The organism is Paenibacillus sp. FSL E2-0190 (assembly GCF_037992965.1).
In the GTDB taxonomy this organism is placed as follows: domain Bacteria; phylum Bacillota; class Bacilli; order Paenibacillales; family Paenibacillaceae; genus Paenibacillus_AQ; species Paenibacillus_AQ odorifer.
Genome location: NZ_CP150306.1, coordinates 3,073,245 through 3,099,247, shown reverse-complemented (window position 1 = coordinate 3,099,247; position 26,003 = coordinate 3,073,245). Strand labels below are relative to the sequence as shown.

The window sequence follows — 26,003 nt, the reverse complement described above, 5'->3', positions numbered from 1 at the left end:
CCTAAATAATTTGGAGCTTCGCTTATCTCGTTTTATTATTCCGTCTGAGACAGTGATTTTGCTGCATTTTGTCTTAACCTCTGGGTCGCACGGTGCAGTAATGTCCCTACTACGGGAGGTCTTAGACCAAGCTCGCCTGCTATTTCCGCATAACTGTAACCAGAGTATCTAAGCAGAAGCGCTTGTCTATCCCTGTCAGGCAGCTCGTTCAACCATTCATGAACATCCTCCTGATCCAGCTTACTGATTAAGACTTCCTCTCCTGAAGGAGGTGATTCCCTCACTTCGTATAACTGTTCTTGTTTATTTTGCAGCCGCCGTTCCCTTGCTTTTTTGTCCAGATAATCATATCCAATACGAGTAAGGACTCTATGAAGCCAGGCACCCAGCGCTGCTGGATCATCTGGGGGGTTACGATACAATCTCAGAAAAACTTCTTGTGCCAAATCATCTGCTGCCGACTCATCACGAACCAAAGCGGTCAGCTTACGTCTGACAATAGGATAATGTTCATAGAATATTGCTTTAAAAATTTCAGATTCCGGAATTTCCATCTTGTAAATCCTCCTTATCAGCTGCAGCTATAAGTAAGACGACTATCAATGTATTTTTGTATCAAGATTACGTAAAAAAAGACAGCCCCTAAATTAATAAGGAAACTGTCTTCTAGTGTTTACCTAATTCGAATGTAACGATTAAGAATCTTTTTAGATAAAATACTCCGTTCCAGCCTAAGCTCCCAGAGCTGCTCTTTCCACTGAAACTGTTGCTCTGAATGTTCATTCTCCCGTAACTTCTCAAACAGCTTCATGATCATTATGTTAATGGCATCAAACCTTGACCAAAGTTCTATTACACTTTCTTCTTGTATCTGAGGACTTTCCGCTGCTGCACTAAGATTCTTTAAGCGCTCAATGATGTCAGCCTGCCACTGCCCATCTTTAATCGCCTTGGCGTAATTTAAAAGATCCAAATAATCATCGACTGACATGTGTACCGACTCCTTTGCTTACTTATACCAAGTATTATACTAGGCATTATCTATAAAGCAACCCTTTATCTCTGGACACAGCAAAAAAACAGGACTGGTATGAGAACCAGCCCTGTTTAATGATTTCAACATGATCAATTTAGTTATAAAAGCTTTTGAATATCATCTTTAATTTGCTCTGATTTTGGACCAAATACGATCTGCACAGCCCCTTGACCCAGTCTCATAACACCGGAAGCTCCGAGCTGTTTCAATGCGGAATCTTTAACGGCTTTTTCGTCATTAACAATCAGACGAAGGCGTGTGATACATGCATCGATATTGCGGATGTTCGATGGACCGCCGATGTTCTCAAGAATTTGAGCAGCTTTAGAAGACGATGAAGGCGTTCCATTACCTCCAGGTGGTGCTAACAGACTTTCTTCATCATCATCTTCACGTCCAGGTGTTTTTAGCTTGAACAATGAGATAATAAAGCGGAATAGTACATAATACAAGACGAAGAATCCAAGACCCACAGGAATAAGTATCCATGCATTAGTAGACAGTTTCAGGTTTACAAGATAATCGATCAAACCTGCGGAGAAACCAAAACCAAGCTTAACATCTAAAATGTACATCAAGGCCATGGAGAATCCTGTTAATAAAGCATGAACTCCGTACAAGAGTGGTGCTACGAACATAAAGGAGAACTCAAGTGGTTCAGTGATCCCTGTTAAGAAAGAAGCAATGGCAGAACCGATGAAGATGGAAGCAACCATTTTACGTTTTTCCGGTTTAGCTGTATGAATAAATGCAAGTGCTGCCCCTGGAAGCGCAAACATCATAATTGGGAAGAATCCAGTCATAAACATCCCAGCAGTTTTATCTCCAGCGAAGAAGCGGTACAAGTCACCATGCACCAGTTCACCAGCTGCATTCGTAAAATCACCAATTTGGAACCAAGCAATCGTATTAAGCACGTGGTGAAGACCGAACGGAATCAGCAAGCGGTTAGCTGTACCGAAGATGAATGCTCCAACAGCCCCCAGTGACACAACCCAGTTCCCGAAGTCACTAATAACATCTTGTATCGGACTCCAGATCATACCCACAAATACAGCAAGAACCATCATAGAAGCTGCCGTAATGATTGGGACAAAACGTTTACCTGCAAAAAATCCGAGCCAATCAGGCATTTTTATATTGTGATATCTCTTGTATAAGAACGCTGCCCAAGCACCGGCAAAAATACCACCAAGCACACCCATGTTCAATACAACATCATCATTGATGAAAGAGAATTGAAGCGGTACGATAAGCAGAATCTTAGTCAGTACCATGTAAGAAATTACTGCTGACAAAGCTGCTACGGCGTCACCGGCAAATCCAATGGCAACCCCTACCGCGAAGATTAAGGCTAGGTTACCGAAGATCGCATTCGCTCCGGCGTTTAGAAATGGAGCAAAGTATTGATTCAGAAATCCACCAATGGTCGCTCCTAGCGGAATATCTTTTTCGTAGTTAAGCAAACCAAACCCTTGAAGAATAGCTGCCGCCGGCATGGTTGCAACAGGAAGCATTAACGACTTACCTAGTTTTTGTAGAAAAGCCAACATTTAAAATCATCCTTTCGGTTCAATAGTAGTAGTGCTCTATAAACCATTTACTTTGAAGCCACGGTAAGAATCAGATCCTGTCCTGCTGTAACCTGACCATAATGTCCGCTTACTTGAGGTGGATTCTCCTCTGTACTGGTCACGATTACAGGCGAAATTGTGTCACAACCTGCCGCGCGAATTACGTCCAGATCAAATTCGATTAGGGTTTGACCTGCTTTTACTTGATCTCCAGAGGTTATATGACTGACAAAACCGTTGCCCTTGAGGCTGACAGTATCGATTCCGATATGTAATAGCAATTGCATACCGGAGGAATGTTCCAGAATGACTGCATGACTCGATTTCACGATATGAGCAACCCTACCGTCAAAAGGCGCTTTCAAAATTCCTTCAGATGGTTTTATTGCAATTCCGTTACCCATATGACCGCCAGCAAAGGTTTCATCCGGAACCTGTGCTAGTGGAACTGACTCCCCGCTGATTGGTGCCATGATTTCGATGGTATGTTCAGTATGTTTCTCTTCTTTTTTTGATTTCCATTTGGAAAACATATGCTCCACTCCTCTTAAGATGTTAATTTGATTTCACTAAGGTCTGAAATAACCGGTGCAAATGCATGGCTAGAAAACATAGTTCTTCTTCCGGAATTTCGACCTCAAGCGATCTTTGCATTACTTTACCGAGCTTTTTAGCCAGCTTGTATTCCTCTTTGTATTCTTTCTTAATATGTTTCACAAAGGGATTATCTATTAGTGATCCTTTTAAAATACGTTCCAGCGAAAAACGCAAGTGGATCATTAATCGGATATGATTCATACTGCCGTGCTCAAAAGTTATCTTTCGTTCTTGCTGAATCATGTCTAGAAGCTCATTGACAATATTAGAGGCCTTGACTAACTGACCAACCGATACATTATTGACGGCTGAATACACATGATAAGTAAGAAATCCAATCTCATCTTCGGGGATTTGCACTTGAAATTCAGCATTGATTTTCTCCGATGCCTTGTAAGCGATCTCAAATTCCTTCGGAAATGACATTTTGGTTTCTTGCAAAAACGGATTAATAATATCCATCCCGTTGCGCAGACGGTAGATGGTGAACTGTATGTGGCTCGGGAGTGCCAGATAAATCTTGTCGTTTAACTTGTCAGGAAATTGACTTTGGATATCTGCAATTATCTCATCAGTTATTTTCATTACCTTAGGATCTATATCTTCCAGCAAAACTTGATATTGGCTCCAGGCTTCGCGATCTTCTAGACGAAACAATTTTTCAATCCGAGCATCATTTCCTTCGATCACACCAGAACCCTTCACTGCAAATCCAATACCTTTGCCAATGATGACATATTCCTTCCCGTTTTTGCTTCCCTGAACCATTACAACGTTATTCCCAATTACACGCTGTACTTGAAATTGCTCGATCTCTCGCGACAAGCTCATCACTCCTCTCCCTAATTATCGTCAAATTGGAACAAAAAAAGCCAAGAATTGTCTAATGGAAATAAAGACAATTCTTGGCTCATGCCCTTAACGGTAACACGCCACTAAAATATAAATGATCATTTATGAACATATCATAATTCATGAACTGCTAACTCGTCAATGGTAAATTTAGAAATGTCAAGCGGAGCTCCCATTATCCCAAACAGCGCCTTATAAAAACTCTTCCACGCGAGGAAGCTTATCTTTAAGCTGGCGGACGTTAGTTTCAAGCCTCAGAATAACCTCTTCCAATTCTTTTGGATCAATGCCTCGGGAAACAGGAACCTGGATAACCTCTGTTTTTGTTTCTGCCTTTAATTCCCGCATTTCCAGCTGCTGCTCTTGCCATTTATCCATCAGATCAGCTATCGTCGCATAGAAACGTTCGTAATCTTTGATTACGCTGTCCAGAAATGTATCTACTTCCTCCGCATCGTAGCCACGCAGCTTCATGCTGAATTCTTTTTCATGTATGGTTAGAGCGTCTAATGTGATGCCAAGTTGACTGAACAGCTTCCGCTGTTTGTCTAACCGGCGTTTCATATGTTCATCCATCTTTTGCTACCTCCAAGTATATACTGCAATCATCCGGCAGTAACCATTATAACAGGGTGAGAGCATCCTGAAAATATTACTATAGTTGCAGTTCTAATAGTTGTCCACAACAGCTTTATTCAAAATGCCTAAGCAGCGGTCAAGATCCGTCTTTACCTGCTTTTTATATAATTTTGCTTTTTCTTCACCATCTGAGGTGAAATGGTAAAGTACGATTTCTTGAAAATCCACTTTAGGGTCATTGCCTTTCAGCTGCTTGGTACGATATAAAATCCCTTGCTGCACCAGCTCATGCAGGGCGCGATAGATTTCACTCTGTGGAGGGGAATAACCATGGGCTTTGAAATCCCGACGTAAATCCTCCAGCATTTGATATCCGTAACCGCGGTGTTGTTCTACCATTGTTATAAGATACACTTTGATAAACGCTCGTTGAGCAATCATAAACGCCATATAAACCCTCCTCATGTTGTAAATGTTGTTGGCTAATCTTTCCTTCTATTACTCTAGTATAAGCACTATTTTCCAACTTTCACAACCTGAAATTTGGTAGAGGGTTCACTTATTACGTTGTTTATAGAGATTTGGTGGGATACAGGATGATTTATATGGATGTGAGTAGGGAGAGTTTAGTTTTTTGTGGTTTTCTATTGTGAATTTTTCATATGATGAAATCACGGAATAAACGGTTGTAAATCGTTGATTTCGTAGAATGATCCTCGAAGAATTAGATCCACAGCTTCGGCACGATACAAACTCCATCTGAACCCGCATGCTTCGGCACACCCTCCCATTCTTTGTTTAATTTGATTCGTTTGGTTTGTTTGGTTTGATCCGTTTGGATTGATCAGTTTAGTTTGATCAGTTGCTTGTTCGAGCTACTATCGGACCCAGTTGACCCTATTCGCTGCTTTTTCCCACTTTTGGTGTGCTATCGGACCTCATGGGCGCTATTGGCATAAAAAGTAACATATATACAGCGATTCTTGGGGAATAGCTGCACTGGTGTCCGATACTACTCTCAAATAGCTAAATATTTGCAAATAGCGTCTTCTGGGTCCGAAAGTTTCTGCGTGAACTAAACTCTATCTGGATCCACAAGTTTCTGCACGAAATAAACTCTATCTGAATCCACAGGCTTCAGCACGCTCCCCCTCCCATTCTTTGTTTAGTTTGTTCAAGTTTGCTCGTTCGAGTTGCTATCGGACCCAGTTGACTCTATTCGCTGCTTTTCCCCACTTTTGGTGTGCTATCGGACCCCATGGACGCTATTGGCATAAAAAGTAACATATATACAGCTATTCTTGGGGAATAGCTGCACTGGAGTCCGATACTACTCTGAAAAAGCTTAATATTTGCAAATAGCGTCTTCTGGGTCCGAAAGTTTCTGCGTGAACTAAACTCTATCTGGATCCACAAGTTTCTGCACGAAATAAACTCTATCTAAGCCCACATACTTCTGCGCAAACCAAACTCCATCTGGATCAATATACTTCAGCACGATACAAACTACATCTGAATCCACATGCTTCTGCATGATCCTCCTCCCATTCTTTGTTTAGTTTGTTCAAGTTTGCTCGTTCGAGTTGCTATCGGACCCAGTTGACTCTATTCGCTGCTTTTCCCCACTTTTGGTGTGCTATCGGACTCCATGGAGGCTATTGGCATAAAAAGTAACATAAATAGAGCGATTCTTGAGGAATAGCTGCACTAGAGTCCGATACTACTCTGAAAAAGCGAAAAATATGCAAATAACGTCTTCTGGGTCCGCAAGCTTCAATAGAACATCAATTCGAACAGCAAAACGCAAAAAAGCGATCCTCCAGTTATTGAAGAATCGCTTTTTAGGTAACTAATAAGTTCCACTTTGCCAAGTTCATTTTCTAAACGTCCTTCTCAGCTATAATCCCTGCGCCACTCCGCTTTCCAAGTAACCTCTCCTAAGCACTATTTCATAGCGTTTTTCTCCACAAATTCATTCTTCGTCAATCCAAACAACAGCAAGTCTAAATACTGTCCATTTGTATAAATAACTTTACGGCGCACGCCTTCTTGAACACAACCCACTTTTCTAAGCATAGCTGCTGAGGGTTCGTTACCTTCGAGCGTACATTCGTTAAACTTGTTGAGTCTAAGCTCCAAAAAAGCACACTTCAACAGGATGTTGATAGCTCTTGTCCCATACCCCTTACCTCGATGGTCTCTATCCACTTGCACGCCTATACTGAACGTACCATTTTTCTCGTCTATGCTATTAAGATTTACTCCACCCACATATTCACCATTCAGATTTTCGATCGTAAACATCAGTCGCTGTGATGAGAATTCTGCAAATGTGAACAGATCTTAGTCTTATTTTCTCATCCTGCCAAAAATAATGACTGTAATCTATCTCTCTCATCTTATACCTCCGAGTCAATAATTTAGAGATTATGATAACACATCTACAGGATTATATTGGTATAGTATTTTTAAAATCAACTTTACGGTTAAAAAGCATAGTATTATATATTCATAAAATGCGAATCCCAAAATCATCTGAAATAGAGGTATATTCTATGAATGAATATCAATTGATTAGCGATTATAAACACATCGATAAATATAAGCTTAGCTTCAATTCTTTAGCCCAATCAATCTTTGGTATTGATTTTAAACCTTGGTATGAACAAGGGGGCTGGAATGACAAATATATTTGTTATTCCTTTATCGATGAAGATCACGTCATTGCGAATGCATCTATTAATAAAATGACTATTCTCATCAACAAAAAAGAATACAACGCCATCCAAATTGGGACGGTGATGACACATCCTGATTATCGTATGCAAGGTTTATCCCGAAAATTAATAGACCACATTATCGCTAAGTACGAACATGAATACGACTTCCTCTACTTATTTGCTAATGAGCGCGCTTTGGATTTTTATCCTAAATTCGGGTTTGAACGCATGCAAGAAAGCAGCTTTTCACTTAACGTTGCTCATCTTAGCAATCAGCCAACTACAACCTACTCTGTGCGGCCTTTATCTATAGGTAACCCCGTTGATTTTAGCATGATCAAAAATTTTGCAGTCAAAAGAACACCGGTATCCTCTGCGCTAAGTGTGATAAATAATGAACATCAGCTGCTGTTTTATTTTATTCTTCCTTTTCACGATTCCTTTTATTATATTGAAGAGGCTGACGTTATTGTGATCTTTAAACATGAGGATCATCAGCTTCATATTTTTGATATTATTAGTACAACAAGTTTTGATATCAACACAGTATTGAAAAGCATTATTTCTCCGGATACTGAAGTTATACATTTTTATTTCACACCAGATTATCCAATCGATCAAGTTAAGGCAGAATTAATTTCCCAGAGTGAAGATACCTTATTTATACGTCCGTTATTAAAAGAACTCCCTCAACATTTCATGTTTCCTATTACCTCTCATGCCTAGTTAACAAAAAAAAGGCTGCCATCTGGCAGCCTTTCTTAGTCGTGCATAGGAATATACATACTCTGTATCTCTTGTACTCCAGGGACAAATCCTAGATTTAAATAAACAGACTCCGCATCATTACCTTCCATGACATATAATCTTAGGATCGGATACTTATCTTTCAGGAGATTAAGTCCTCTTTTCAACATCAGTGTAGCAATCCCTTTTCCTCTGTAAGCAGGTATTACACCAATACTGTAAACTGCTGCGTAATCATCTTGTAAACCCAAAAGACAATTCGCAATTAGCTGTCCTGATTTCTTATCATACACAAGCGTTGACGCTGTCAGTAATTCTTCATTTGTGTAATTAGGTTCTTCACTTGGGATAAAATCTTCATAAGCGAATTTTTTTCTCCTTGTTGCCTCAAGACTTCCATCGAAGCTCGCATAGTTACATTCGGCGATCTGCTCTTCAAGAATAAAACGTTTAGCGCCCATTCCATTATCTTCGATCTGAGGACTTTCAATCCTTAACTCTTTGTTCCATTCGACCTCAAAATAATCTGTAGGACGGTGCATCCAACGGCATCTGAACTCATCAGGCCAAAACCCTGCCCGCGCAAATAATTGAACCTGGTCTGGCAGAACCTCGAAGGTTTTTATAGGTTTTGTTCTATCCGACCAATAAATCAAAAGCTTTTTTAATAGCTTCAGCACCACAAATGTATCGTTAAACGGTGGAATAACAAATAAATGATATATCCGGTTAGGCGACATCCTTACTCCACCTATTTTAGACTCGCCTTTATAGATCCAAAAAGCGTTTCTTTGGGCAGAATTGAACCTTTCTTCTTTAAAAAAACCATTATATTGCATATTATAATAAATGGAACAATACAGTCCCCATTCTTCCGACTCTGCCTTACGAATAGAAAAATCATTATTTAAGTCATATGAAATCTCGTAATCAGACCATGCCATTAATTGCATTTACATTTCCTCCTCACTAGTCCTATAACCTTCTGTATTCCATAGTATCACTTCTTAAAGTAAATGTTTGGTAATAAACTGTTATATTAGTCTTTTGCCGATTTAAAGCAAATGCTTTTCTTTTATCTTAGAAACGGCTTTACCTGGTTTTTAACCTCTAACTTTTGATAAGCTTGACGGACCATCAGCATACGCGCGAGTGTGATTTGTTCGTATTCCCGGGCAACATTAGGTTTATCATTTGCACTAATATGCCTTTTCGTTAGCCATTCATCACCGCTACTTAACGGTCCTTGCGAGAACTGAATTCGAATATATGCAGCTTCCAGCAATCTTTCCCTGCCAGGAGAATGATATTGCTTAAGTTCCGCAATAGCTGTCTGCAAAACCTCCGCTGCATCTTCCACATGACCCATTGCTTTTAACATTTTAGCTTGCAAAATAACCCCTGGCACCCACACGCTCACATGCCTCGTGGAATTACACATAACAAGCGCTTTGTCCAGTTGGACATTTGCATCTTTAAGATGATTCCGTTCATAGAAAAGATCCGCCAAAAATACAAAACCATGTCCTTGTAACGTTTACTATAGATGCAAATTTCTCTATGCCTTCCCTGTTTTGGTCCAATAGCTCAACGAACGTATCCACGTCCCCCTGATAAAATGCAACCGAAGCACGATACAGATCCAACCGCATTTGAATTACGGCTTGCTCTTTTTCCGGAATAATAAATTCCTCTTCCATGAAAAGTTCAACCTTTTGTAAGAAGCGTTTGGCATCATCTGATCGTCCAGCGACAGCCATCGAACCCGCTTGAAAATAAAACAAATCAGGGTGCACAATCTATTTTTGATCGGCAACTTATCTAATAAATCTAGCAATGAAGATTCATCGCCATCTTTGATAATTGAATTGAAAGGCCTATCCATACATGATGCAGAAAACGTATAATCCTCTGCCTCAAAAGCATGCTGGATAGCTTCCAAGACCAGCCCTTCCTGAAAAAGAGCGGAAGGCAAGAATCAAACCCGCTACCCATCCATCTGTTTTTTGCTCGAACAAAAATAACTCTTCTTGTGTAAGATGCTCGCTCAAGGATTGGGATTGCAGCTCATCTTTTTCGTCAAATGTAAACCTCAGATCATCGTTACTTAATTCTAGAAGTTCCTGTTGTGCTCTTAGGCGGGATAAGGCGAGTGGCGGGAGGGTTCTACTCAATATTACAAGCTTCACATTAGCCGGAAGATGTCCGATGAAAAAGCCCATACTTTCATGAATCGATTGATTCGTAATCGCATGATAATCATCCATTATAAGTGTAATAGAGCCTGGAAGAGAATGCAGATCGTTTAATAAAAGAGGAATCGCAGTTTCTACTGAACCGTCACGAACAGACTGGATAAACAAATCCAAGCGATTTAAAAAGGGGCGAAAGATTCTCTCAATTGCAGCATGCAAATTTAACCAGAATCGTACAAGATGGTTATCTGCAAGCTATGCAACCTCATCGGAATGAGTACGAGCCCATTCGGCCGCAAGTGTCGTTTTTCCAAACCCAGCTGAGGCGGCAATAAGCGTCACTTTGGCACGATTTTCATCCATGAGTTTAGACATTAATCTTATGCGCTGAACATAATAAAGAGCCTGTTTTAACCATCTATTAAGTAATAACATAACATTCTAGCTTTCTGACATCCAATATCAAAAAAAAAGACCGCCAATTGGCAGCCTTTTTTCTAATATATTCTTGAGCATAACCAAAAAGCTGAACCCACTGCGATAATGCCTGCCATAGATACAAACAGGACATACCCTTTCTTTGTTCTAGTAACGGTGTGTTTATCATAAAACTCTGGTTTTCGAACGATTCCAAACCATAGATCAGCAATTAAATTCACGACTACTAAAGAAAAATTCTTTAATTTACTCATGTCATCTCTCCTTCTACATGTTTGGATTCATCTCTAACCTTTCAAGCTCTGAGCAAAACCTGACCTCCATGACGGGTATGATGGACTCCATCCGTAATCCATTCGAGCTTTTGTATTGGACGCTCCCCGTTCCCAGCCTTCTCTGCCCATATGCAAAGGAGGTCTAGGAGCTCCCAAGATTTCAGAAAAAACAGGCACCCAATCTATTCCTCGCGCAGGTTCATTGTCCACAATATTAACTGGACCAGAAGGCCAGTTCAGAGCAAGCGCCGCCGCGTTAGCTGCATCCTCCACATGAAGGAATGACGTAACCGCTTCTGTTGCAGTCAGTCTCCCTTGTCGAATTTCTTCTGTCATTAATCCCGCAGCATCATACCAAGTCCCTTGGCCGTACAACATTCCGTACCGCAAAATCACATGATTAGGAATTTCTGCAACTGCCTTTTCAAGTGAGCGGATACCCTCAATGGTTCTCATCCGGGATTCAGAAGCATTAGTATCTAATGGAGTATTCTCCGTGGCAGGTCCCTCACCAGCTTCATAAGCCCAAGAGATACTTTGGGCAATAATCTGTTTAACCCCGCTTGTCAGTGAAGCATCGACAATATTTCGTGTTCCTTCTATTCTTATCTTTGAATTATCTGCAAAATTCCGCTGACTTAATGAAGTCAGCTGATGAATTACCACTTCAGGTTGGGCTGCTTGAATAGCCGCAAATATAGACTCACGCTCATACACATCCGCGATTACCGCTTGTGCCCCTAAGCTCTCAAGGATTGTTTTGTTTTCTTCTTTATGGGTCAGACCGATAACCTCATGCCCCGCTTGTAGTAACTTAGGAAGCAATGACCGTCCAATCACACCAGCAGCACCTGCAACAAAGATTCTCATCTATTCCCTCCTTTTCGCTGTACTGTATCTTATGGCATAACTAGAGACAAAGCATAATTTGAATGATTATCCATATGATACCACATATGCAAAAAAGACTGCACCTCACAGTCTATTGCTAAGAGGTGCAGTCTTTGATTTGTTTCATTTTATAAAGTGTTTCATCCAAAAATAGCAGCTTGTCTTTTATAAAGATCTTCCAATACTAAGCAAGCCATTGCTTCAACAACCGGGACGATTCTCGGACAGATACATGGATCATGTCTGCCCTCCGTTTTAATCTCAACTTCTTCACCATTCGTGTTTATGGTCTGTTGAGTAACAGAAATCGAGGATGTAGGCTTTACACTTATTCGAAAAATAATCTCTTCTCCTGTGCTGATTCCGCCTATAATTCCACCGGAATGGTTACTAAGAAATCCATCCTTATTCATCGCGTCATTATGTTCACTTCCAAGCATAGAGGCCGCTTCGAATCCAGCTCCAAACTCTATTCCTTTTACAGCACCAATAGATAACATCGCTTTAGCTAACTCTGCATCCAATTTATCAAATACGGGTTCTCCAAGACCCGGAATAACCCCTCTAATCCGACACTCCACGATACCTCCGCAGCTGTCTCCAATCGAAGCTAAGTGTTCAATTTTTTTAATCATTTCAGCTCCAGCCTTAGCATCACAGGCGCGGACTGCATTTTGTTCAATAACATCTTCATCAAAGGTTTGACACTTAATCCCTCCGACCTCTTGCGTGTAGGCTAGTACCTCAACCCCTCTTCTTTCGAGCAGTTTCCGAGCGATCGCTCCGCCAGCTACTCTTGCCGCTGTTTCCCTGCCAGATGCCCGCCCACTGCCTCTATGATCGCGAATTCCGTATTTCTGCAAAAAAGTATAATCCGCATGGCCGGGTCTAAATGAATGCTGAATATCGTTATAGGCCTCCGGTTTCATATCTTTGTTGTACAGAACTACAAAGAGTGGAGTTCCGGTTGTTTTACCTTCGAATATTCCTGATTGTATTTGCACCACATCATATTCCTTACGCGGTGAAGTTACAGAGGACTGGCCTGGTTTCCTTCTATCCATCTGTTTCTGAATATATGCTTCATCAATTTCAACATTAGGTGTAACTCCATCCACTATGACCCCAACCGCTGCACCATGTGACTCTCCAAAGGTAGTAATCTTAAATACTTCTCCAAATGTGTTACCTGCCATAATATTCAAACCTCCATTGCCGACTCTTTTATTATTTATATATCCAAATTATAATAAGATTGTTGCAATTAATGAAATCACATTTTCAACAGACTGTCATAGAGGTGATCTATATCAAATTCTTTAACCTTGAATGGTATCGTATTTTTTTATATACGGCTCGTTACAAAAATCTAACAAAGGCTGCAAATGAATTGCATATTACACAGCCATCCGTAAGTTATGCCATTAAACAAATGGAGGATTCTTTAGGCCTCAAATTATTTCATCGTTTATCTAAAGGTGTAGAGCTAACCGAGGAAGGACGGGCGTTATTGGAATATGTTGAGCCCTCTTTAGTCATGCTGGATTCTGCACAAAAGCATCTTCATGATCTAAAGCAATTAAACGAGGGAGAAGTTCGGATTGGAGCAAGTGATTCCCTTATAAAAAATCTTTTGCTGCCGCAATTGAACGCATTCCACAAACAATATCCCGGCATACGAATTCGGCTATCACACGGAAAAACGCATGAGATCACCAAACGTTTGAAAGAAGGCGAAATAGACTGTGCGCTCGTCCATATGCCTATTGACGATCCACAATTAAGTATTCAGACGCTTGCCACCCTTGAGGATTGTTTTGTAGTGGGACGAGCCTTTCAGGAACTGGCAAACCGTTCGCTTACGGCAAAAGAACTTGCAGAGTTACCTTTTATTTTATTATCCCCAGAAAGCAGCACCAGACTGTTTGTTGATCATTGGTTTGCTGGTAAGCGGTTGTCCGTTAAACCAGATATAGAGCTGGGCAGCATCGATTTACTCTCTGAATTCGCAAGACTTGGTTACGGGGTAGCCTTTATTAGCCGTTCTTTTGTAATTGAGGAGATTCAAAAAGGAGAACTTTTCGAGTTGCAATTAGATGATCCCCCTCCCCCCCGGAATATAGGCTTCGCAATCCATCGCGATATGAGGTTATCCGTGGCAGCTGATTCTTTCATCCGCATGCTTCGTATCCTTGATTAAGATCGTGCAAGGTAACAGCATATAAGGACACTGCGGAACGGGGCATGTGCTTAGCAACCATAAGGTCGCTGCGGAACGGGGCATGTGATTACCAACCATAAAGACGCTGCGGAACGGGGGGATTTCGTAGCTGCAAACCGGGGGCTTATGCTCAGTAGGATAAGGACACAGAGTCCGGGTGCGCTTACGTAGCAATACAAGGACACAGTGGAACGATAATAGTAAAAGGACTCTAGGGAACGGTGCATGTACGTAACAGCATTAAGACACAGCGGAACGATGCACCTCCAACAAAGGTCACCGTGATCGGGTACGCATAGATAGCAGTACAAAGACAGCACGTGCGTAGTAGTATTAAGGACACTGCGTAACGGGGCACGTTCAGAGTTGCAATCCGATACGAATACTCTGTAGCATAAGGACACGTGACCGGGTGCGCTTACGTAGCAATACAAGGACAGCACGTGCGTAGCAGCATAAGGACACTCCGAAACGATGCAGGAACGTAGTAGCAAAGGACACAGCGGACCTTAACCGCAATATTATTCAATATTTGGAGCCCTATCGGACCCCATTGCAGCTATTGGCATAAATAACAGCAAATATGAGCCTCATTCTATAGAATAGCGTCCATGGAGTCCGAAATCCTGCTGCAAAGACCAAAAATTAGCCAATAGCGTCATCTGGGTCCGTACACCTCAGAAGAGGATGAGCAAAGGGGGATTCCGGGAGGCGCGATGGACTAAAAATACAAAAGGAGCGATTCTCCATTAAATCGGAGAATCGCTCCTTGTAACCTTTTACCGCTTTTAAAGCAGGTTATTATAATGTTATATTTTATCGCGGTTGTAGACTTCAGCCGTCCGATCCGCTCTGTTAGCCATCGAATTTCCTAGTCTAGTGTCTTCGTTATAGACGCCTTCGTAACGCTGAGTATTCAGCGAACGGTTACCGCGGAACACATCATGTGCTTGATAGCCGCGTCCATTATCATCGACTAGTACAAGGATTTTGCCGCTTTCCACATAACCTTCGTACTCTTTAGCCTCATCCTCAGGAATACCGAGTCCGATCAAGCCGCCGACTAATCCACCTGCGCCTGCACCAACTGCTGCACCTGTAAGGGTTGCAACTATAGGCCCTGCCGCCAGAATCGGTCCAATCCCCGGAATCGCCAATGCTCCGATCCCTGCTAATAGTCCGGCAACGCCGCCAACTACACCACCTGTAGCAGCGCCTGTTGCTACTCCTTCTGGAGCTTTTGTGCCTGTATCCTCTGAGATGTTTCTAAGCTCATCACGATCACGTGTGATTACTGATATTTCATCATTATTAAATCCTTGATTGTGAAGTCCTTCAATTGCTCTGGTTGCTTCTTGTTCTGTGTCGAAAATACCTACGATTTTTTTAGTCACTTGAAGCCCTCCTTAGTAATTGTCTTCGCTAGTAATTACCCTTTAAACGGGAGACCAAACATCTAAGGAAAAATTTCAAGAGCATATGTAACCATAAATTATTTTACAGGACGTGTACGATTAGTCGGAATAGCCTGTAATGGGTCATCTGGCCAATAGTGCTTCGGGTACCGTCCCTTCAGATCTTTTTTGACCTCAAAATAGGTCCCCCGCCAAAAACTTGCTAGATCAGAGGTTACCTGCACAGGTCGTCTAGCTGGTGACAAAAGATGCAGCAATACTGGCACTTTTCCCCCTCCAATTCGAGGTGTGTCCAGCTGTCCAAACATCTCTTGCAATCTTACTGCCAATACCGGGGCAGCAGGATTAGTATAATCTACAGGCACACGCGAGCCACTAGGAACAGATATATATGTAGGTGCCTCCTTTTCCAGCATCTGCCGCTGATTCCAGTCTAACATCCCCTCAAGCGCTCGCGCTAACGGTACACGCTGAAGGTCGCGGAGGTTCCTCATACCTTGCAGATATGGCAAAAGCCATTCATCCAACGTAGCAATTAAAGCAACATCTGATACATCCGGCCAATCTGAACGTAAGGTATGCATAAACATCAAACGTTCGCGAAGCTGTATGGTTCCCTTCTCCCACGGTAGGATTTCAATGCCATCTGTAGCGATGACACTTAATAGTACATTTGCCATTTCTTCCGCGGAGGGTCTTTCATGTGAAGTTTCTTTTAAGACCAACGCGCCGAGCATTGTGCGACGACGTTTCTTCACACTTCCACTTTCTTTATCCCAATACACATCCGCTTCCTCGGTGATGCGGTCTGCATGATAGGAAAGCAGTTGTCCTTCTTCTATCTCAGCTGCCAGCATAATTGCGCCCTGTGTAGCGCGATCATCGATCGAAGCAGCTACGATATATGATGACCGGGCCAGCGGTTGTCCTTCCCGCATGGCCGCCCCCCGACCGGAGTAGAGCAGAAACGCGCCATCGCCGCGTTTCTGCCCGATCCGGTCGGGATAGGCGAACGACAGAAGCAGCCCGCAGCGGCTGATGTCGTTCACGTTCTCGCCTGGCGCGGCTTGCAGCTGCGCCAGGAAATGGCGGCTCTCGCGCTGCACAGCGCGCAGAGCCGCCGGGTCCGCTCCGCCGCTATCAGCGGAGCGCTCGAACCGGAGCAGCGCCTCAACGCGGAGCGTGAGGTCGCAATCTAGGGCCGCGGGACCCTTGAAAAGGTCCCGCTCTTGCAGCAGCGCCGCCAGCCGACAGGCGAGCGGTGCTGCGCCAAGCTCTGCCGCGCGCAGCAGCATATGCGCGGCTCGCGGGTGCGCGCCAAGCGCGGCCATGCTGTGGCCGTGCGGCGTAATAGCGCCGCCGGCGTCCAGCGCGCCGAGCTGGTGCAGCAGCTCGGTGCCCTGCGCAAAAGGCGCAGCGGGCGGCGCGTCAAGCCAAGATAGCGCGGCAGGATCGCGCACGCCCCACAGCGCCAGCTCCAAAGCGAGCTGCGCAAGGTCAGTCTGCATAATCTCCGGCACATTGTCATCCGGAAGTCGATTATGCTCCTCCTGACTCCACAGCCTGTAGCACACACCAGGGGCTGTTCGTCCAGCACGTCCCCGCCGTTGATCCGCGGAGGCTTTCGATACCGGGACTGTCGTCAGACTTGGCATTCCTGTGCGTGGTGAGAATACCTGTGTACGGCGCTGCCCTGTGTCAATTACCGTTCGCACGCCTTCAATCGTTAGACTTGTCTCAGCGATAGAAGTCGCGAGCACTACTTTTCGTTCACCTTGAACCGATGCAGCCACAGCTGCATCTTGGATATTTTGTGGCAGCTGGCCATATAAAGGGCGAATTACCGTCTGCTCTGCCAAGCTTCCATTTTCCAACTCACTTTGAGTTCTGCGTATTTCTCTTTCCCCCGGTAAAAAGACGAGAATATCTCCGGGTTGTTCAGCAAGCGCACGTCTCACAGCAGCTGCAGCAGTTTTTTCCAGTGGAAGATTCCCAGTAGTTGGCACATAGATTGTTTCTACAGGATAGGTTCTGCCCGGACAATTTACTACGGGCGCATCGCCTAGTAAAGCAGACACCCGCTCACTGTCCAAGGTAGCTGACATGATAAGAATCCTTAGATCCTCCCGCAGCACAGCCTGTGCTTCCAGTGTAAGGGCAAGTCCCAAATCCGCATGAAGACTGCGCTCATGGAACTCATCAAAAATAACTAAACCCACATCACCCAAAGAAGGATCGCTTTGCAGCATTCTCGTTAATACTCCTTCAGTGACTACAACAATCCGCGTATTTTTGCCTACTTTAGTGTCATTCCGCATCCGATAACCTACCGTCTGTCCAACACTTTCTCCAAGGCAGGATGCCATGTAAGTGGCGGCAGATCTAGCAGCAAGCCTTCTAGGCTCTAACATTAAAATGCTTTTACCCGCCATCCAAGGCTCGTCCAAAAACGCCGGAGGCGTTCCTGTTGTTTTGCCTGCACCCGGTTCAGCGATAAGTACTGCTGCCTGCGCAGTGTTAAGTATGTTTTTCAGGTCAGGAAGCACCTGTATAATCGGAAGCTGTTTCATTCTATCTCTCCATCGTCTATAATCATATGTTATAATTTTCCTTGAAGTTATCTTAGATCATCTTCATCATGTGTGAAAAAACCTTAAAGATCAAGACTTACCATCCATACCCTCTATAATATTAATAAGGAGACTTACTATGATATTCGTAACAAAAGCTACAATTTCAGATCTACCCATGCTCACCAAAATAGACAGCAAGATCATTGGCAATGAAAGCCGCAAATCGAAGATTGAAAAATATATCAAGCATGAGCAGTGTTACGTAGCATCGCATAATGGAACGCTTGTAGGATTTGCTTGCTACGATACCACCTTTTTCGAATGTTGTTTTATTCAGCTGGTCATTGTGGATCCTGAGTTCAGACGCCTAGGCATAGCCAAAACACTCCTTAGCTACATCGAGGAACAATGCCCAACCCCCAAGCTTTTCACCTCCACCAATGAATCCAATACGATCATGCAGCAACTATGTCTTTCTCAAGGGTTTGTTAAAAGCGGAGTCATTGAGAATTTAGATGATGGCGATCCGGAATGGGTATATTTTAAACAAATTAGATGAGTATACATGTTTAGTTACACATAACAAGCAAAAAGGCAGCTCTTCTGTCTAAAACGACCAAGAGATGCCTTTTTATTTTACACTATTTATTTTGATGTCCAAATGAATGTAGGCATTTAGGCAGTAACTTAAGCAGCGTTATTCCTCTTCCTTTATCATCTGTTCGTGTATTTGAGCACTGTATTGCATAAAAGCAGGGTTACTATCCAAGCCGCGTTCACGCAATAACTCCTGTAGACGAAGTCTTTTCATAGACAGTTTTGACCGCAAAGTCTTGCCCTCACTTGTTTCTGCACTTCCGCTATTATGACAAGCCGCTAGCAATCCTTCCAACGTAACACATTCAGCTCGCAGAGAGATTTCCTCAGGCACCAGTCCGGAGTTCTTCATGATTTTAAAAGACATCCGCAATTCTTCCGGCACACCCGATAAATCCTCGAGCTCCAGCGGCTTGCCATGCCCAGGTAAATCTCGAAATTCCCCGTTACGCATAGACTCCTGAATCCGCTGCTCAGCTAACCAAGACATCATCCCCATATACGCAGCCTCCTTCACCAATGCCACACTATTAACTACCCTGCCTAAGCAAAAGTAGATTTTACGGAATTGCGTTAATTTTAGCATAAAAGACTTAGGATTTGCATCAAGGTGCCGGAATGCTTTCTCAGATCTTTCCTATGCTGTTAACTATAGGGATGGCGAGCTATTTACTCAAATGCCCCTTGCCCTCGTCGCACAGTTGAATAGCTCAGACTCTGTAACTATCGTACACAATGCATATTCTAAGCCCATAACCGCAATGTCAGCATACACTAGCCACCGTGAAACGTTTGGAACCAGGAGCTTTTGCTCGTATACTACATCCTTTATTACACATTCATTACACATTCATTACACATTCATTACATCTTCGTGGCATAGATCGTTCGGACTCAGCAGCCCTTATTTCACAAATTTAGTCCTTTTCGCTGTACTATCGGACTCAGTTGTACCTATTCGCTCAAACACACCCTACTTTTGTTCAAAAACGCGGCAATAAGCGCTATGCGGTCCGATATGTTCAAAATACAAACCAAAAACACCAAATAGCTGCAATACAGTCCGATCCATTAGCGAATCCAGGTCTCCGCAAACCGATCGAACCCAGTAGCTCTTGCTCATATACTACATCCTTTGTACCTTCATTACCTCTTCGTCGCCATAGATCATTCGGACCCAGCAGCCCTTATTTCGCTAATTTAGTCCTTTTCGCTGTACTATCGGACACAGTTGCAGCTATTCGCTCAAACACGCCCTACTTTTGTTCAAAATCACAGCAATAAGCGCTATGCGGTCCGATATGTTCAAAATACAAACCAAAAACACCAAATAGCTGCAATACAGTCCGCAACGCCGATGCATCCTCGCTACCATGTAACGTTCGGACTCAGATGACCTTATTTCACAAATTCAGGCTTATTCCCTCTGCTATCGGACTCAGTTGCAGCTATTCGCTCAAATACGCCCTACTTTTGTTCAAAATCGCGGCAATAAGCGCTATGCGGTCCGATACTTCTAATAAACACACCAAAAACTCCAAATAGCTGCAATACAGTCCGCAACGTCAGCGAATCCATGCCTCCGCAAATCGATTGGACCCAGTAGCTCTTGCTCGTATACTACATCCTTTACACCCTCATTACATCTTCGTCGCCATAGATCGTTCGGACCCAGCAGCCCTTATTTCACTAATTTAGTCCATTTCGCTATACTATCGGACACAGTTGCAGCTATTCACTCAAACATGCCCTACTTTTCTTTAAAATCGCAGCAATAAGCGCTATGCGGTCCGATACTTCTAATAAACACAACAAAAACGCCAAATAGCTGCAATACAGTCCGCAACGCCGATGCATCCTCGCCACCGTAGATGCTACTGTTTACTTCCGCCATTCATCATTCACTTATCCCTATCTTCAATCCCTTTTCCCCGCCAACACTATCTCCGCGCCGTACGCAAATCAAGCTCGTGGACTTGCCTAGGACCTTATTTCTCCCGCTATTTTATTGCCCTCTATTCCCTATAAGATAGTCTTCTAACTCACAGCCGGATCGTGCAATTAACACAGGCGATTGCTATACTCTTTCTGATGAGCCTCAACTCAATAAAAAAAGGACTACCGCAGTAGTCCAAAGGAGAAATATAAATGTTAGCTAACATCCAAAAAGAAGATCAACATTATGTCGCTCGTTTCGAACGCCAGTTAAAGCATTCCGCAACTGAGATTTGGTCCTATTTGACCGAAAATGAGAAGCTTGCCTTATGGTTCTCTGAATTAAAAATCGAGGACCTGCGTGAAGGCGGACTTATAAAGTTTGATATGCAGAATGGAACGTTTGTGGATATGGAAATTACCGCACTGCAGCATCAATCTATTTTTGAGTTTACTTGGGCTGAAGATCTTGTTCGTTTTGAGTTATACCCTAATTCAGAAGGCTGTTTACTCGTCTTGAACGAAACACTACAAACGCTTACCCCGCATACACCACGAGATCTCGCTGGCTGGCATGTTTGTCTAGAAGTGATCCAGCATCTTTTGGAAGGCACGACGCTGGAGTCACGGAAAGACGAATGGAATAAATGGTACGAGCAATACCGGGAAGCGATCTCGAAATTAGGATAACAAGGACTCCGCGCCGTCAATCACGATTTGCGCACCTGTTATATGGATAGATTCATCCGAAGCCAGAAAAGCAACGAGATCAGCGACATTATCCGGCTTGCCCGGTCCATCCGCCAAAGGTTGCGCTCCATCAGGGAATTCAATCGGAATGACGATTGCTTCTACATCCTCGCTCATTTCAGTGGTTTCATCTATATTCGTAGCTATAGCCCCAGGGCAGATCACATTTACACGAATCTTAAACTTAGCAAGCTCGAGAGCTGCCATTTTGGCAAAAGCCACCTGTCCAGCTTTGGTAGTGCTATAAGTAGACCACCCAAAGCTGGCAAATCTAGTGTTCCCATTAATGGAACTAGTAATAATAATACTGCCCTTCCCTCTATCTTTCAGATGAGGAATAGTATATTTTAGAGTCAAAAAAGTCCCCGTCAAGTTCACCGACATCGTACGCTCCCAGTCGCTCAAGCTTAGTTCTTCTATCGGGCCCACAGCGCCATTAATTCCCGCGTTAGCGAATACTACATCCACGCCTCCGAATTGTTCCACCGTACAACGTACGGCTTCCTCCATCTTTTTCTCATCCGAAGTATCTACCTCTATGGCCAGCGCGCAATCTTTTCGAAGCTTATTAAGCTTTTCTGCCAAGGAAGAGGTTCTTTCAAGATTTAAATCGAACAATGCTACATTTGCACCTTCCCGCGCCAGCTTAATAGCGGTAGCACGGCCAATTCCCGAGCCCGCTCCGGTTATAATCGCTGTTTTTCCAATAAATCTTTGTTTCTTAGATATGTTTGGGCTCATATGTAATCTCTCCTCTAATGTCTGTAAGATAAGTACTATGGATCAAGATTACCCAAATAAACCTGTAATGGAATCATCTCGTTCATAAATCTTCAGAATTTAGGCACGCCGCACAAAAAAATCTCCCCATTCAATAAGATGAGCGGAGAGTTTGTTTCGAATATTTTGATTTTTTTGATTGTTTCGATGTTCGATGTTCGATGTTTCGATTATTTCAATTCAGTTATCCAGCTTGCGTACGTCCACTTTTACAGTTAGTGTGCCTGCTCCACCGCGATATACCCCTTTTACAGGTACTATATCTTTATAATCCCGTCCATGACCCAGCTTGATATAACGCCAGTTGACTTCAACATTATTCGTCGGATCAAAACCAAGCCAGCCCGTACCCGGAACATGAGTCTCCACCCAAGCATGTGAAGCCTGCTCGAAATTAGCATTGCTGCTCTGTAGATCACCGACAAAATGATATCCACTAACATATCTTGAAGGCAGACCTACACTGCGGCAGACAGCGATCATAAGATGAGCATAATCCTGACAGACCCCACGCTTAAGCTTCAGGGCTTTTTTTACCGTTGTATTTACGCTTGTTGCCTCAGGATCATAGGTGAACTGTTCATAAATCGTCGAAGATAACTTCAGAATCCATTCATACATATCCTCAGCTTCACTAAAAGGGTACTGGGAGGCGAACTCCACTAATTCAGGAGTCACCTCGGTATAACGGGTCGGCAAAATAAACTCAATATAACGGTTCTGAAACTTTTCATCATTTAATAGTTTAACTTGCTCTTCAAGGCTGGTTCGCGGAAGATCGGTACCCTGGGCTTTATCCAGCGTTACTACAGTAGCTTTCGTATGGATTACCATTTCCGTATGTGGCTTATTAACCGAATAGGCATGCACCCGATTACCGAAGAAATCCTCATACGTTAATAGATTAGCTGCCGGAGATACTTCAACCTCATGGTGATAACAGGATTGCCGATAGTTGGTGCGTGGGGTAAGCCTGATTTCATTGACACTGTCCGTAACCGGTTCTGGATAACTGTATGTGGTGGTGTGATTGATTTGAATCTTCATACAGATACTCCTTCTCGCCGAAAAAAGGCGCCCTCCATCGTTTTGCCCAGTCTCTGGCAAGATATTACGAGTGATTGCAGCACATCTTCCACCAGCTCACCGGACATTTCCTCTTTCTCCATATAATCCAGCTCTGCCTTCAGCTTTCCTGCTTGACGGATGACCTTCTCATGACCTGAGCCTTTTTCTGAGGAATCTAATTCAAGTCTAGCTAAATGCTCTTCCAGCTGGTGAAAAGAAAAGCGGATCGAACGTGGAAATTTGGGATTTGCGATCAAAAAATCTAAAATGCTCTCCGGTGACATAGCATCTGCATAGTAACGGCGAAACGCCTGATAACCACTTACCGATTTCAGCACCGCCTGTAACTGAATATAAATTGCATTAAGCTCTTTAAAACGGCAAGAGGCAATAACTGCCTGCAAAATACGCGTCGTATTCTCTGCCCGTTCCAGAAAACGGCCGCTCTCTATAAAATGCCATTCATTTCCCCTAAGCATTACGGACTGTTCTGCTCCTAGAAACATAGCCGCACGTTCCTTCACCTGCTGGTAGAAATGATGTGGGCCACTCATAATATCAGCGACTGACCGCTCCCCAAGCCATAGATTAAAGCTGTTGACGATATCCCATAGCTCACTTGGAAGATGCTGACGCAGTGTGCGAAGATTATTTCTAGCATGATGTACGCAAGAGAATAATGAATTCGAATTGCCCAAATCGAGTGTAATAAAGGATAACACGTCCTGTTCAGAAAAGGTTTCGAACTGCTGCAAATATTCACTTCGAACTCCTAATGCATCGATAAGCCTCGACCATTTATGTCCTTCTTCCTGAAAATCCTCTTCCTGCTGGATATGATAATGTACATTGATTAGCCGCGCATGATTCTCTGCCCTTTCAATATATCGGCCGATCCAGAATAAAGCCTCCGCATTTCGATTCAGCATCTTTAGCCACTCCTTTATCCTCCAAATTGATGCTGCATATTTTTGATTCACAATCAAGGCTTACAAGATAATAGATCAAGCCATAACCCAAGTATCCTTTACGCCACCGCCTTGCGAGGAATTCACAACCAGTGAACCTTCTTTCATAGCCACTCGTGTTAATCCACCAGGTATGACATGCGGCTTCCGGTCTGCGCCCATTAATACAAAAGCCCGAAGATCGATATGCCGGGGTGCCATAGTGCCTCCCGACAATACTGGCGCTCTGGACAAGGACATAATTGGCTGTGCCACATACCGGTCCGGATCGGCAATAATTTTCATTCGGAACTCGGCTAATTCTTCTTTGGTCGCCTCACTTCCGATCAACATCCCATATCCTCCGGATAATGAGGTTTCTTTAACAACCATTTCGGATAGGTTCTCAAGAACATACAGGCGTTCATCGGGTCGGGACAACAAATACGTCGGCACATTACCAAGGATCGGCTCTTCATTCAGATAATAACGAATCATATCCGGTACATAGACATACATCGCTTTATCATCTGCAACACCGGTTCCCGGCGCATTAGCAATCGCTATGTTGCCTGCCCTATACGCATTCATAAGTCCTGCCACACCCAATAAAGAATCAGGTTGAAAGGCTAGCGGATCAATGTAATCATCATCCAACCGACGATACAGCACATCCACGCGACGCAGTCCGTTCATTTCTTTCAAATATATTTTGTGATCCTTTGTTACCAAATCTCGTCCTTCGACCAAATGTATACCCATCTGCTGTGCCAAAAAAGCATGTTCATAATATGCAGAATTGTATTCTCCAGGCGTTAGGAGTGCTATAACCGGATCTGACCTTCTTGAAGGAGATAGACTACGAAGCACGGATAAGAAGCGATTTAAGCTATGATCTACATCTCGGATGGAGCTGGCAAAGGACAATTCAGGAAACAATTGATTCATAAGAGTTCTGCCTTTAAAAAGATAGGAAAAGCCGGAGGGTGTTCGCAGGTTGTCTTCAAGTACATAATAATGCCCATCGTGGTGGCGGATCAGATCGATTCCTGAGGTGGTGATATAAGCTCCACCGGGCACTCGCAGACCTGACATTTCTGGCCGGAAGTAACAGTTGGAAATAATCATACGCCTAGGGACGATGCCATCTTTAACAATGTATTGCTCATGGTAAATGTCATGAATGAATAAATTCAAAGCTGTGATACGCTGAATAATTCCAGCTTCTAGCCTCTCCCACTCATTCTTAGGGATAATACGTGGAATCATATCGAAGGGGATCGTTCGCTCCATAGGATGATCCTGAGCCGGGTTATAAAGCGTAAAGGTAATTCCTTCTTCCATCATCCTACGCTGCATTAAATTTTGCTTCCCTTGCAGCTCTTCGGAGTTCATTCCGGAAAACATGCGATTCACATGTCTGTAGTGCGGCCGGACATTCCTCTTATCAGCATACATTTCATCGAAAAAATGCTGTAATGGATACGGAGACAGACCTGGCAGAGGATCTAATTTGGACATGAGCCCGACTCCTTTCGATAGATGTAATCTTTATTAACAACTTATACTTCCATTTCAGAAAACACCCATAAAAATATTGGTTTATATTCTCATAATACGTAAATCCACTCGTTCATGTCAACATATATAACAGAGAAATGTGATTCCGGAGATATTTGTATTTTTTGGAATCGCTTCCTTTCTCTCTTATATAGGTTGCCGGAGATGAAATGTAGATTCATCATTGAATTGTATGCAGGAAGTGTGACAAGCATTACTGTTATGAATTTTTCATATAATGTATTTTTTATAT

The 26,003-nt window shown here is 43.2% G+C and carries 29 protein-coding genes; 4 read left to right on the top strand and 25 right to left on the bottom strand.

Annotated elements, in window-relative coordinates:
- Positions 1-35: 35 nt before the first annotated feature.
- From NST25_RS13475 to NST25_RS13435, 9 genes are all read right to left on the bottom strand, one after another.
- Positions 36-554: a sigma-70 family RNA polymerase sigma factor gene (locus NST25_RS13475; protein ID WP_076301889.1), complete on the bottom strand. Its 519-nt coding sequence runs from the start codon at positions 552-554 to the stop codon at positions 36-38.
- A gap of 119 nt (positions 555-673) precedes the next feature.
- On the bottom strand, positions 674-991 hold the full coding sequence (locus NST25_RS13470) for a hypothetical protein (RefSeq protein WP_036686678.1): 318 nt from the start codon (positions 989-991) through the stop codon (positions 674-676).
- Positions 992-1,134: 143 nt separating this feature from the next.
- Positions 1,135-2,589 (bottom strand): N-acetylglucosamine-specific PTS transporter subunit IIBC, encoded by a 1,455-nt coding sequence (nagE, locus tag NST25_RS13465; RefSeq protein WP_036686675.1) that lies wholly within the window; start codon positions 2,587-2,589, stop codon positions 1,135-1,137.
- A gap of 47 nt (positions 2,590-2,636) precedes the next feature.
- Positions 2,637-3,143: a PTS glucose transporter subunit IIA gene (locus NST25_RS13460; protein ID WP_076126158.1), complete on the bottom strand. Its 507-nt coding sequence runs from the start codon at positions 3,141-3,143 to the stop codon at positions 2,637-2,639.
- A gap of 22 nt (positions 3,144-3,165) precedes the next feature.
- Positions 3,166-4,038, bottom strand: coding sequence for a PRD domain-containing protein (locus tag NST25_RS13455; protein WP_076126156.1), 873 nt, complete (start codon positions 4,036-4,038; stop codon positions 3,166-3,168).
- 213 nt (positions 4,039-4,251) lie between these two features.
- Entirely contained in the window at positions 4,252-4,635 is a 384-nt protein-coding gene (locus NST25_RS13450) for a DivIVA domain-containing protein (RefSeq protein ID WP_036686669.1), read from the bottom strand.
- A 93-nt stretch (positions 4,636-4,728) separates the two neighbouring features.
- A complete protein-coding gene (locus NST25_RS13445; RefSeq protein WP_036686667.1) occupies positions 4,729-5,088 on the bottom strand; it encodes a helix-turn-helix transcriptional regulator in 360 nt (119 codons plus the stop codon).
- A 943-nt stretch (positions 5,089-6,031) separates the two neighbouring features.
- Positions 6,032-6,172, bottom strand: coding sequence for a hypothetical protein (locus NST25_RS13440; protein ID WP_340394187.1), 141 nt, complete (start codon positions 6,170-6,172; stop codon positions 6,032-6,034).
- Between the two features lie 410 nt (positions 6,173-6,582).
- Entirely contained in the window at positions 6,583-6,942 is a 360-nt protein-coding gene (locus NST25_RS13435; RefSeq protein ID WP_248548169.1) for a GNAT family protein, read from the bottom strand.
- A gap of 251 nt (positions 6,943-7,193) precedes the next feature.
- Here NST25_RS13435 and NST25_RS13430 point away from each other — a divergent pair, with 251 nt between their 5' ends.
- On the top strand, positions 7,194-8,084 hold the full coding sequence (locus NST25_RS13430) for a GNAT family N-acetyltransferase (RefSeq protein ID WP_076183777.1): 891 nt from the start codon (positions 7,194-7,196) through the stop codon (positions 8,082-8,084).
- Positions 8,085-8,119: 35 nt separating this feature from the next.
- On the opposite strand, the gene NST25_RS13425 is transcribed toward NST25_RS13430, so the two are convergent.
- The 7 genes from NST25_RS13425 to aroC form a co-directional block, all read right to left on the bottom strand.
- Positions 8,120-9,058, bottom strand: a complete 939-nt coding sequence (locus tag NST25_RS13425; protein WP_340394186.1) for a GNAT family N-acetyltransferase — start codon at positions 9,056-9,058, stop codon at positions 8,120-8,122.
- Positions 9,059-9,180: 122 nt separating this feature from the next.
- Positions 9,181-9,615 carry a hypothetical protein gene (locus NST25_RS13420; RefSeq protein WP_143766419.1) on the bottom strand — a complete coding sequence of 145 codons (435 nt, stop codon included), beginning with the start codon at positions 9,613-9,615 and terminating at the stop codon, positions 9,181-9,183.
- Entirely contained in the window at positions 9,596-9,805 is a 210-nt protein-coding gene (locus NST25_RS13415; RefSeq protein WP_076275738.1) for a hypothetical protein, read from the bottom strand. The genes NST25_RS13420 and NST25_RS13415 overlap by 20 nt, the downstream gene beginning before the upstream one ends.
- A gap of 216 nt (positions 9,806-10,021) precedes the next feature.
- A complete protein-coding gene (locus NST25_RS13410) occupies positions 10,022-10,519 on the bottom strand; it encodes a hypothetical protein (RefSeq protein WP_139329842.1) in 498 nt (165 codons plus the stop codon).
- 278 nt (positions 10,520-10,797) lie between these two features.
- Positions 10,798-10,992 (bottom strand): hypothetical protein, encoded by a 195-nt coding sequence (locus tag NST25_RS13405; RefSeq protein WP_076126143.1) that lies wholly within the window; start codon positions 10,990-10,992, stop codon positions 10,798-10,800.
- A 33-nt stretch (positions 10,993-11,025) separates the two neighbouring features.
- Positions 11,026-11,883 carry an NAD(P)-dependent oxidoreductase gene (locus tag NST25_RS13400; RefSeq protein WP_076183766.1) on the bottom strand — a complete coding sequence of 286 codons (858 nt, stop codon included), beginning with the start codon at positions 11,881-11,883 and terminating at the stop codon, positions 11,026-11,028.
- Positions 11,884-12,044: 161 nt separating this feature from the next.
- Complete coding sequence (gene aroC / locus NST25_RS13395; RefSeq protein WP_076126139.1) at positions 12,045-13,100, bottom strand: chorismate synthase; 1,056 nt, start codon at positions 13,098-13,100, stop codon at positions 12,045-12,047.
- A gap of 71 nt (positions 13,101-13,171) precedes the next feature.
- Here aroC and NST25_RS13390 point away from each other — a divergent pair, with 71 nt between their 5' ends.
- The gene (locus NST25_RS13390; RefSeq protein WP_340394183.1) at positions 13,172-14,104 is read left to right on the top strand and encodes a LysR family transcriptional regulator; all 933 of its coding nucleotides are present in this window, start codon (positions 13,172-13,174) and stop codon (positions 14,102-14,104) included.
- An 830-nt stretch (positions 14,105-14,934) separates the two neighbouring features.
- Here the strand turns inward: NST25_RS13390 and NST25_RS13385 are convergent.
- Complete coding sequence (locus tag NST25_RS13385; RefSeq protein WP_076126136.1) at positions 14,935-15,519, bottom strand: general stress protein; 585 nt, start codon at positions 15,517-15,519, stop codon at positions 14,935-14,937.
- A 98-nt stretch (positions 15,520-15,617) separates the two neighbouring features.
- Entirely contained in the window at positions 15,618-18,110 is a 2,493-nt protein-coding gene (hrpB, locus tag NST25_RS13380; RefSeq protein ID WP_340394182.1) for an ATP-dependent helicase HrpB, read from the bottom strand.
- 139 nt (positions 18,111-18,249) lie between these two features.
- Between hrpB and NST25_RS13375 the strand changes: the two genes are divergently transcribed.
- Entirely contained in the window at positions 18,250-18,672 is a 423-nt protein-coding gene (locus NST25_RS13375; RefSeq protein WP_340394181.1) for a GNAT family N-acetyltransferase, read from the top strand.
- 138 nt (positions 18,673-18,810) lie between these two features.
- Here NST25_RS13375 and NST25_RS13370 read toward each other — a convergent pair whose 3' ends face one another.
- The 3 genes from NST25_RS13370 to NST25_RS13360 form a co-directional block, all read right to left on the bottom strand.
- Positions 18,811-19,209 (bottom strand): DnaJ family domain-containing protein, encoded by a 399-nt coding sequence (locus tag NST25_RS13370; RefSeq protein ID WP_340394180.1) that lies wholly within the window; start codon positions 19,207-19,209, stop codon positions 18,811-18,813.
- Positions 19,210-19,683: 474 nt separating this feature from the next.
- The gene (locus tag NST25_RS13365) at positions 19,684-19,833 is read right to left on the bottom strand and encodes a hypothetical protein (RefSeq protein WP_175619945.1); all 150 of its coding nucleotides are present in this window, start codon (positions 19,831-19,833) and stop codon (positions 19,684-19,686) included.
- 627 nt (positions 19,834-20,460) lie between these two features.
- Positions 20,461-20,604 (bottom strand): hypothetical protein, encoded by a 144-nt coding sequence (locus NST25_RS13360; RefSeq protein WP_340394179.1) that lies wholly within the window; start codon positions 20,602-20,604, stop codon positions 20,461-20,463.
- Between the two features lie 254 nt (positions 20,605-20,858).
- Between NST25_RS13360 and NST25_RS13355 the strand changes: the two genes are divergently transcribed.
- Positions 20,859-21,335: an SRPBCC family protein gene (locus NST25_RS13355; protein WP_340394178.1), complete on the top strand. Its 477-nt coding sequence runs from the start codon at positions 20,859-20,861 to the stop codon at positions 21,333-21,335.
- Here the strand turns inward: NST25_RS13355 and NST25_RS13350 are convergent.
- From NST25_RS13350 to NST25_RS13335, 4 genes are all read right to left on the bottom strand, one after another.
- Positions 21,327-22,136: an SDR family NAD(P)-dependent oxidoreductase gene (locus NST25_RS13350; protein ID WP_076218875.1), complete on the bottom strand. Its 810-nt coding sequence runs from the start codon at positions 22,134-22,136 to the stop codon at positions 21,327-21,329. The genes NST25_RS13355 and NST25_RS13350 overlap by 9 nt on opposite strands.
- A 219-nt stretch (positions 22,137-22,355) precedes the next feature.
- Positions 22,356-23,222, bottom strand: a complete 867-nt coding sequence (locus tag NST25_RS13345) for a transglutaminase family protein (protein WP_340394176.1) — start codon at positions 23,220-23,222, stop codon at positions 22,356-22,358.
- Positions 23,219-24,172, bottom strand: a complete 954-nt coding sequence (locus NST25_RS13340; protein ID WP_076104260.1) for an alpha-E domain-containing protein — start codon at positions 24,170-24,172, stop codon at positions 23,219-23,221. The genes NST25_RS13345 and NST25_RS13340 overlap by 4 nt, the downstream gene beginning before the upstream one ends.
- A gap of 75 nt (positions 24,173-24,247) precedes the next feature.
- Positions 24,248-25,711 (bottom strand): circularly permuted type 2 ATP-grasp protein, encoded by a 1,464-nt coding sequence (locus tag NST25_RS13335; protein ID WP_340394175.1) that lies wholly within the window; start codon positions 25,709-25,711, stop codon positions 24,248-24,250.
- Positions 25,712-26,003 lie beyond the last annotated feature (292 nt).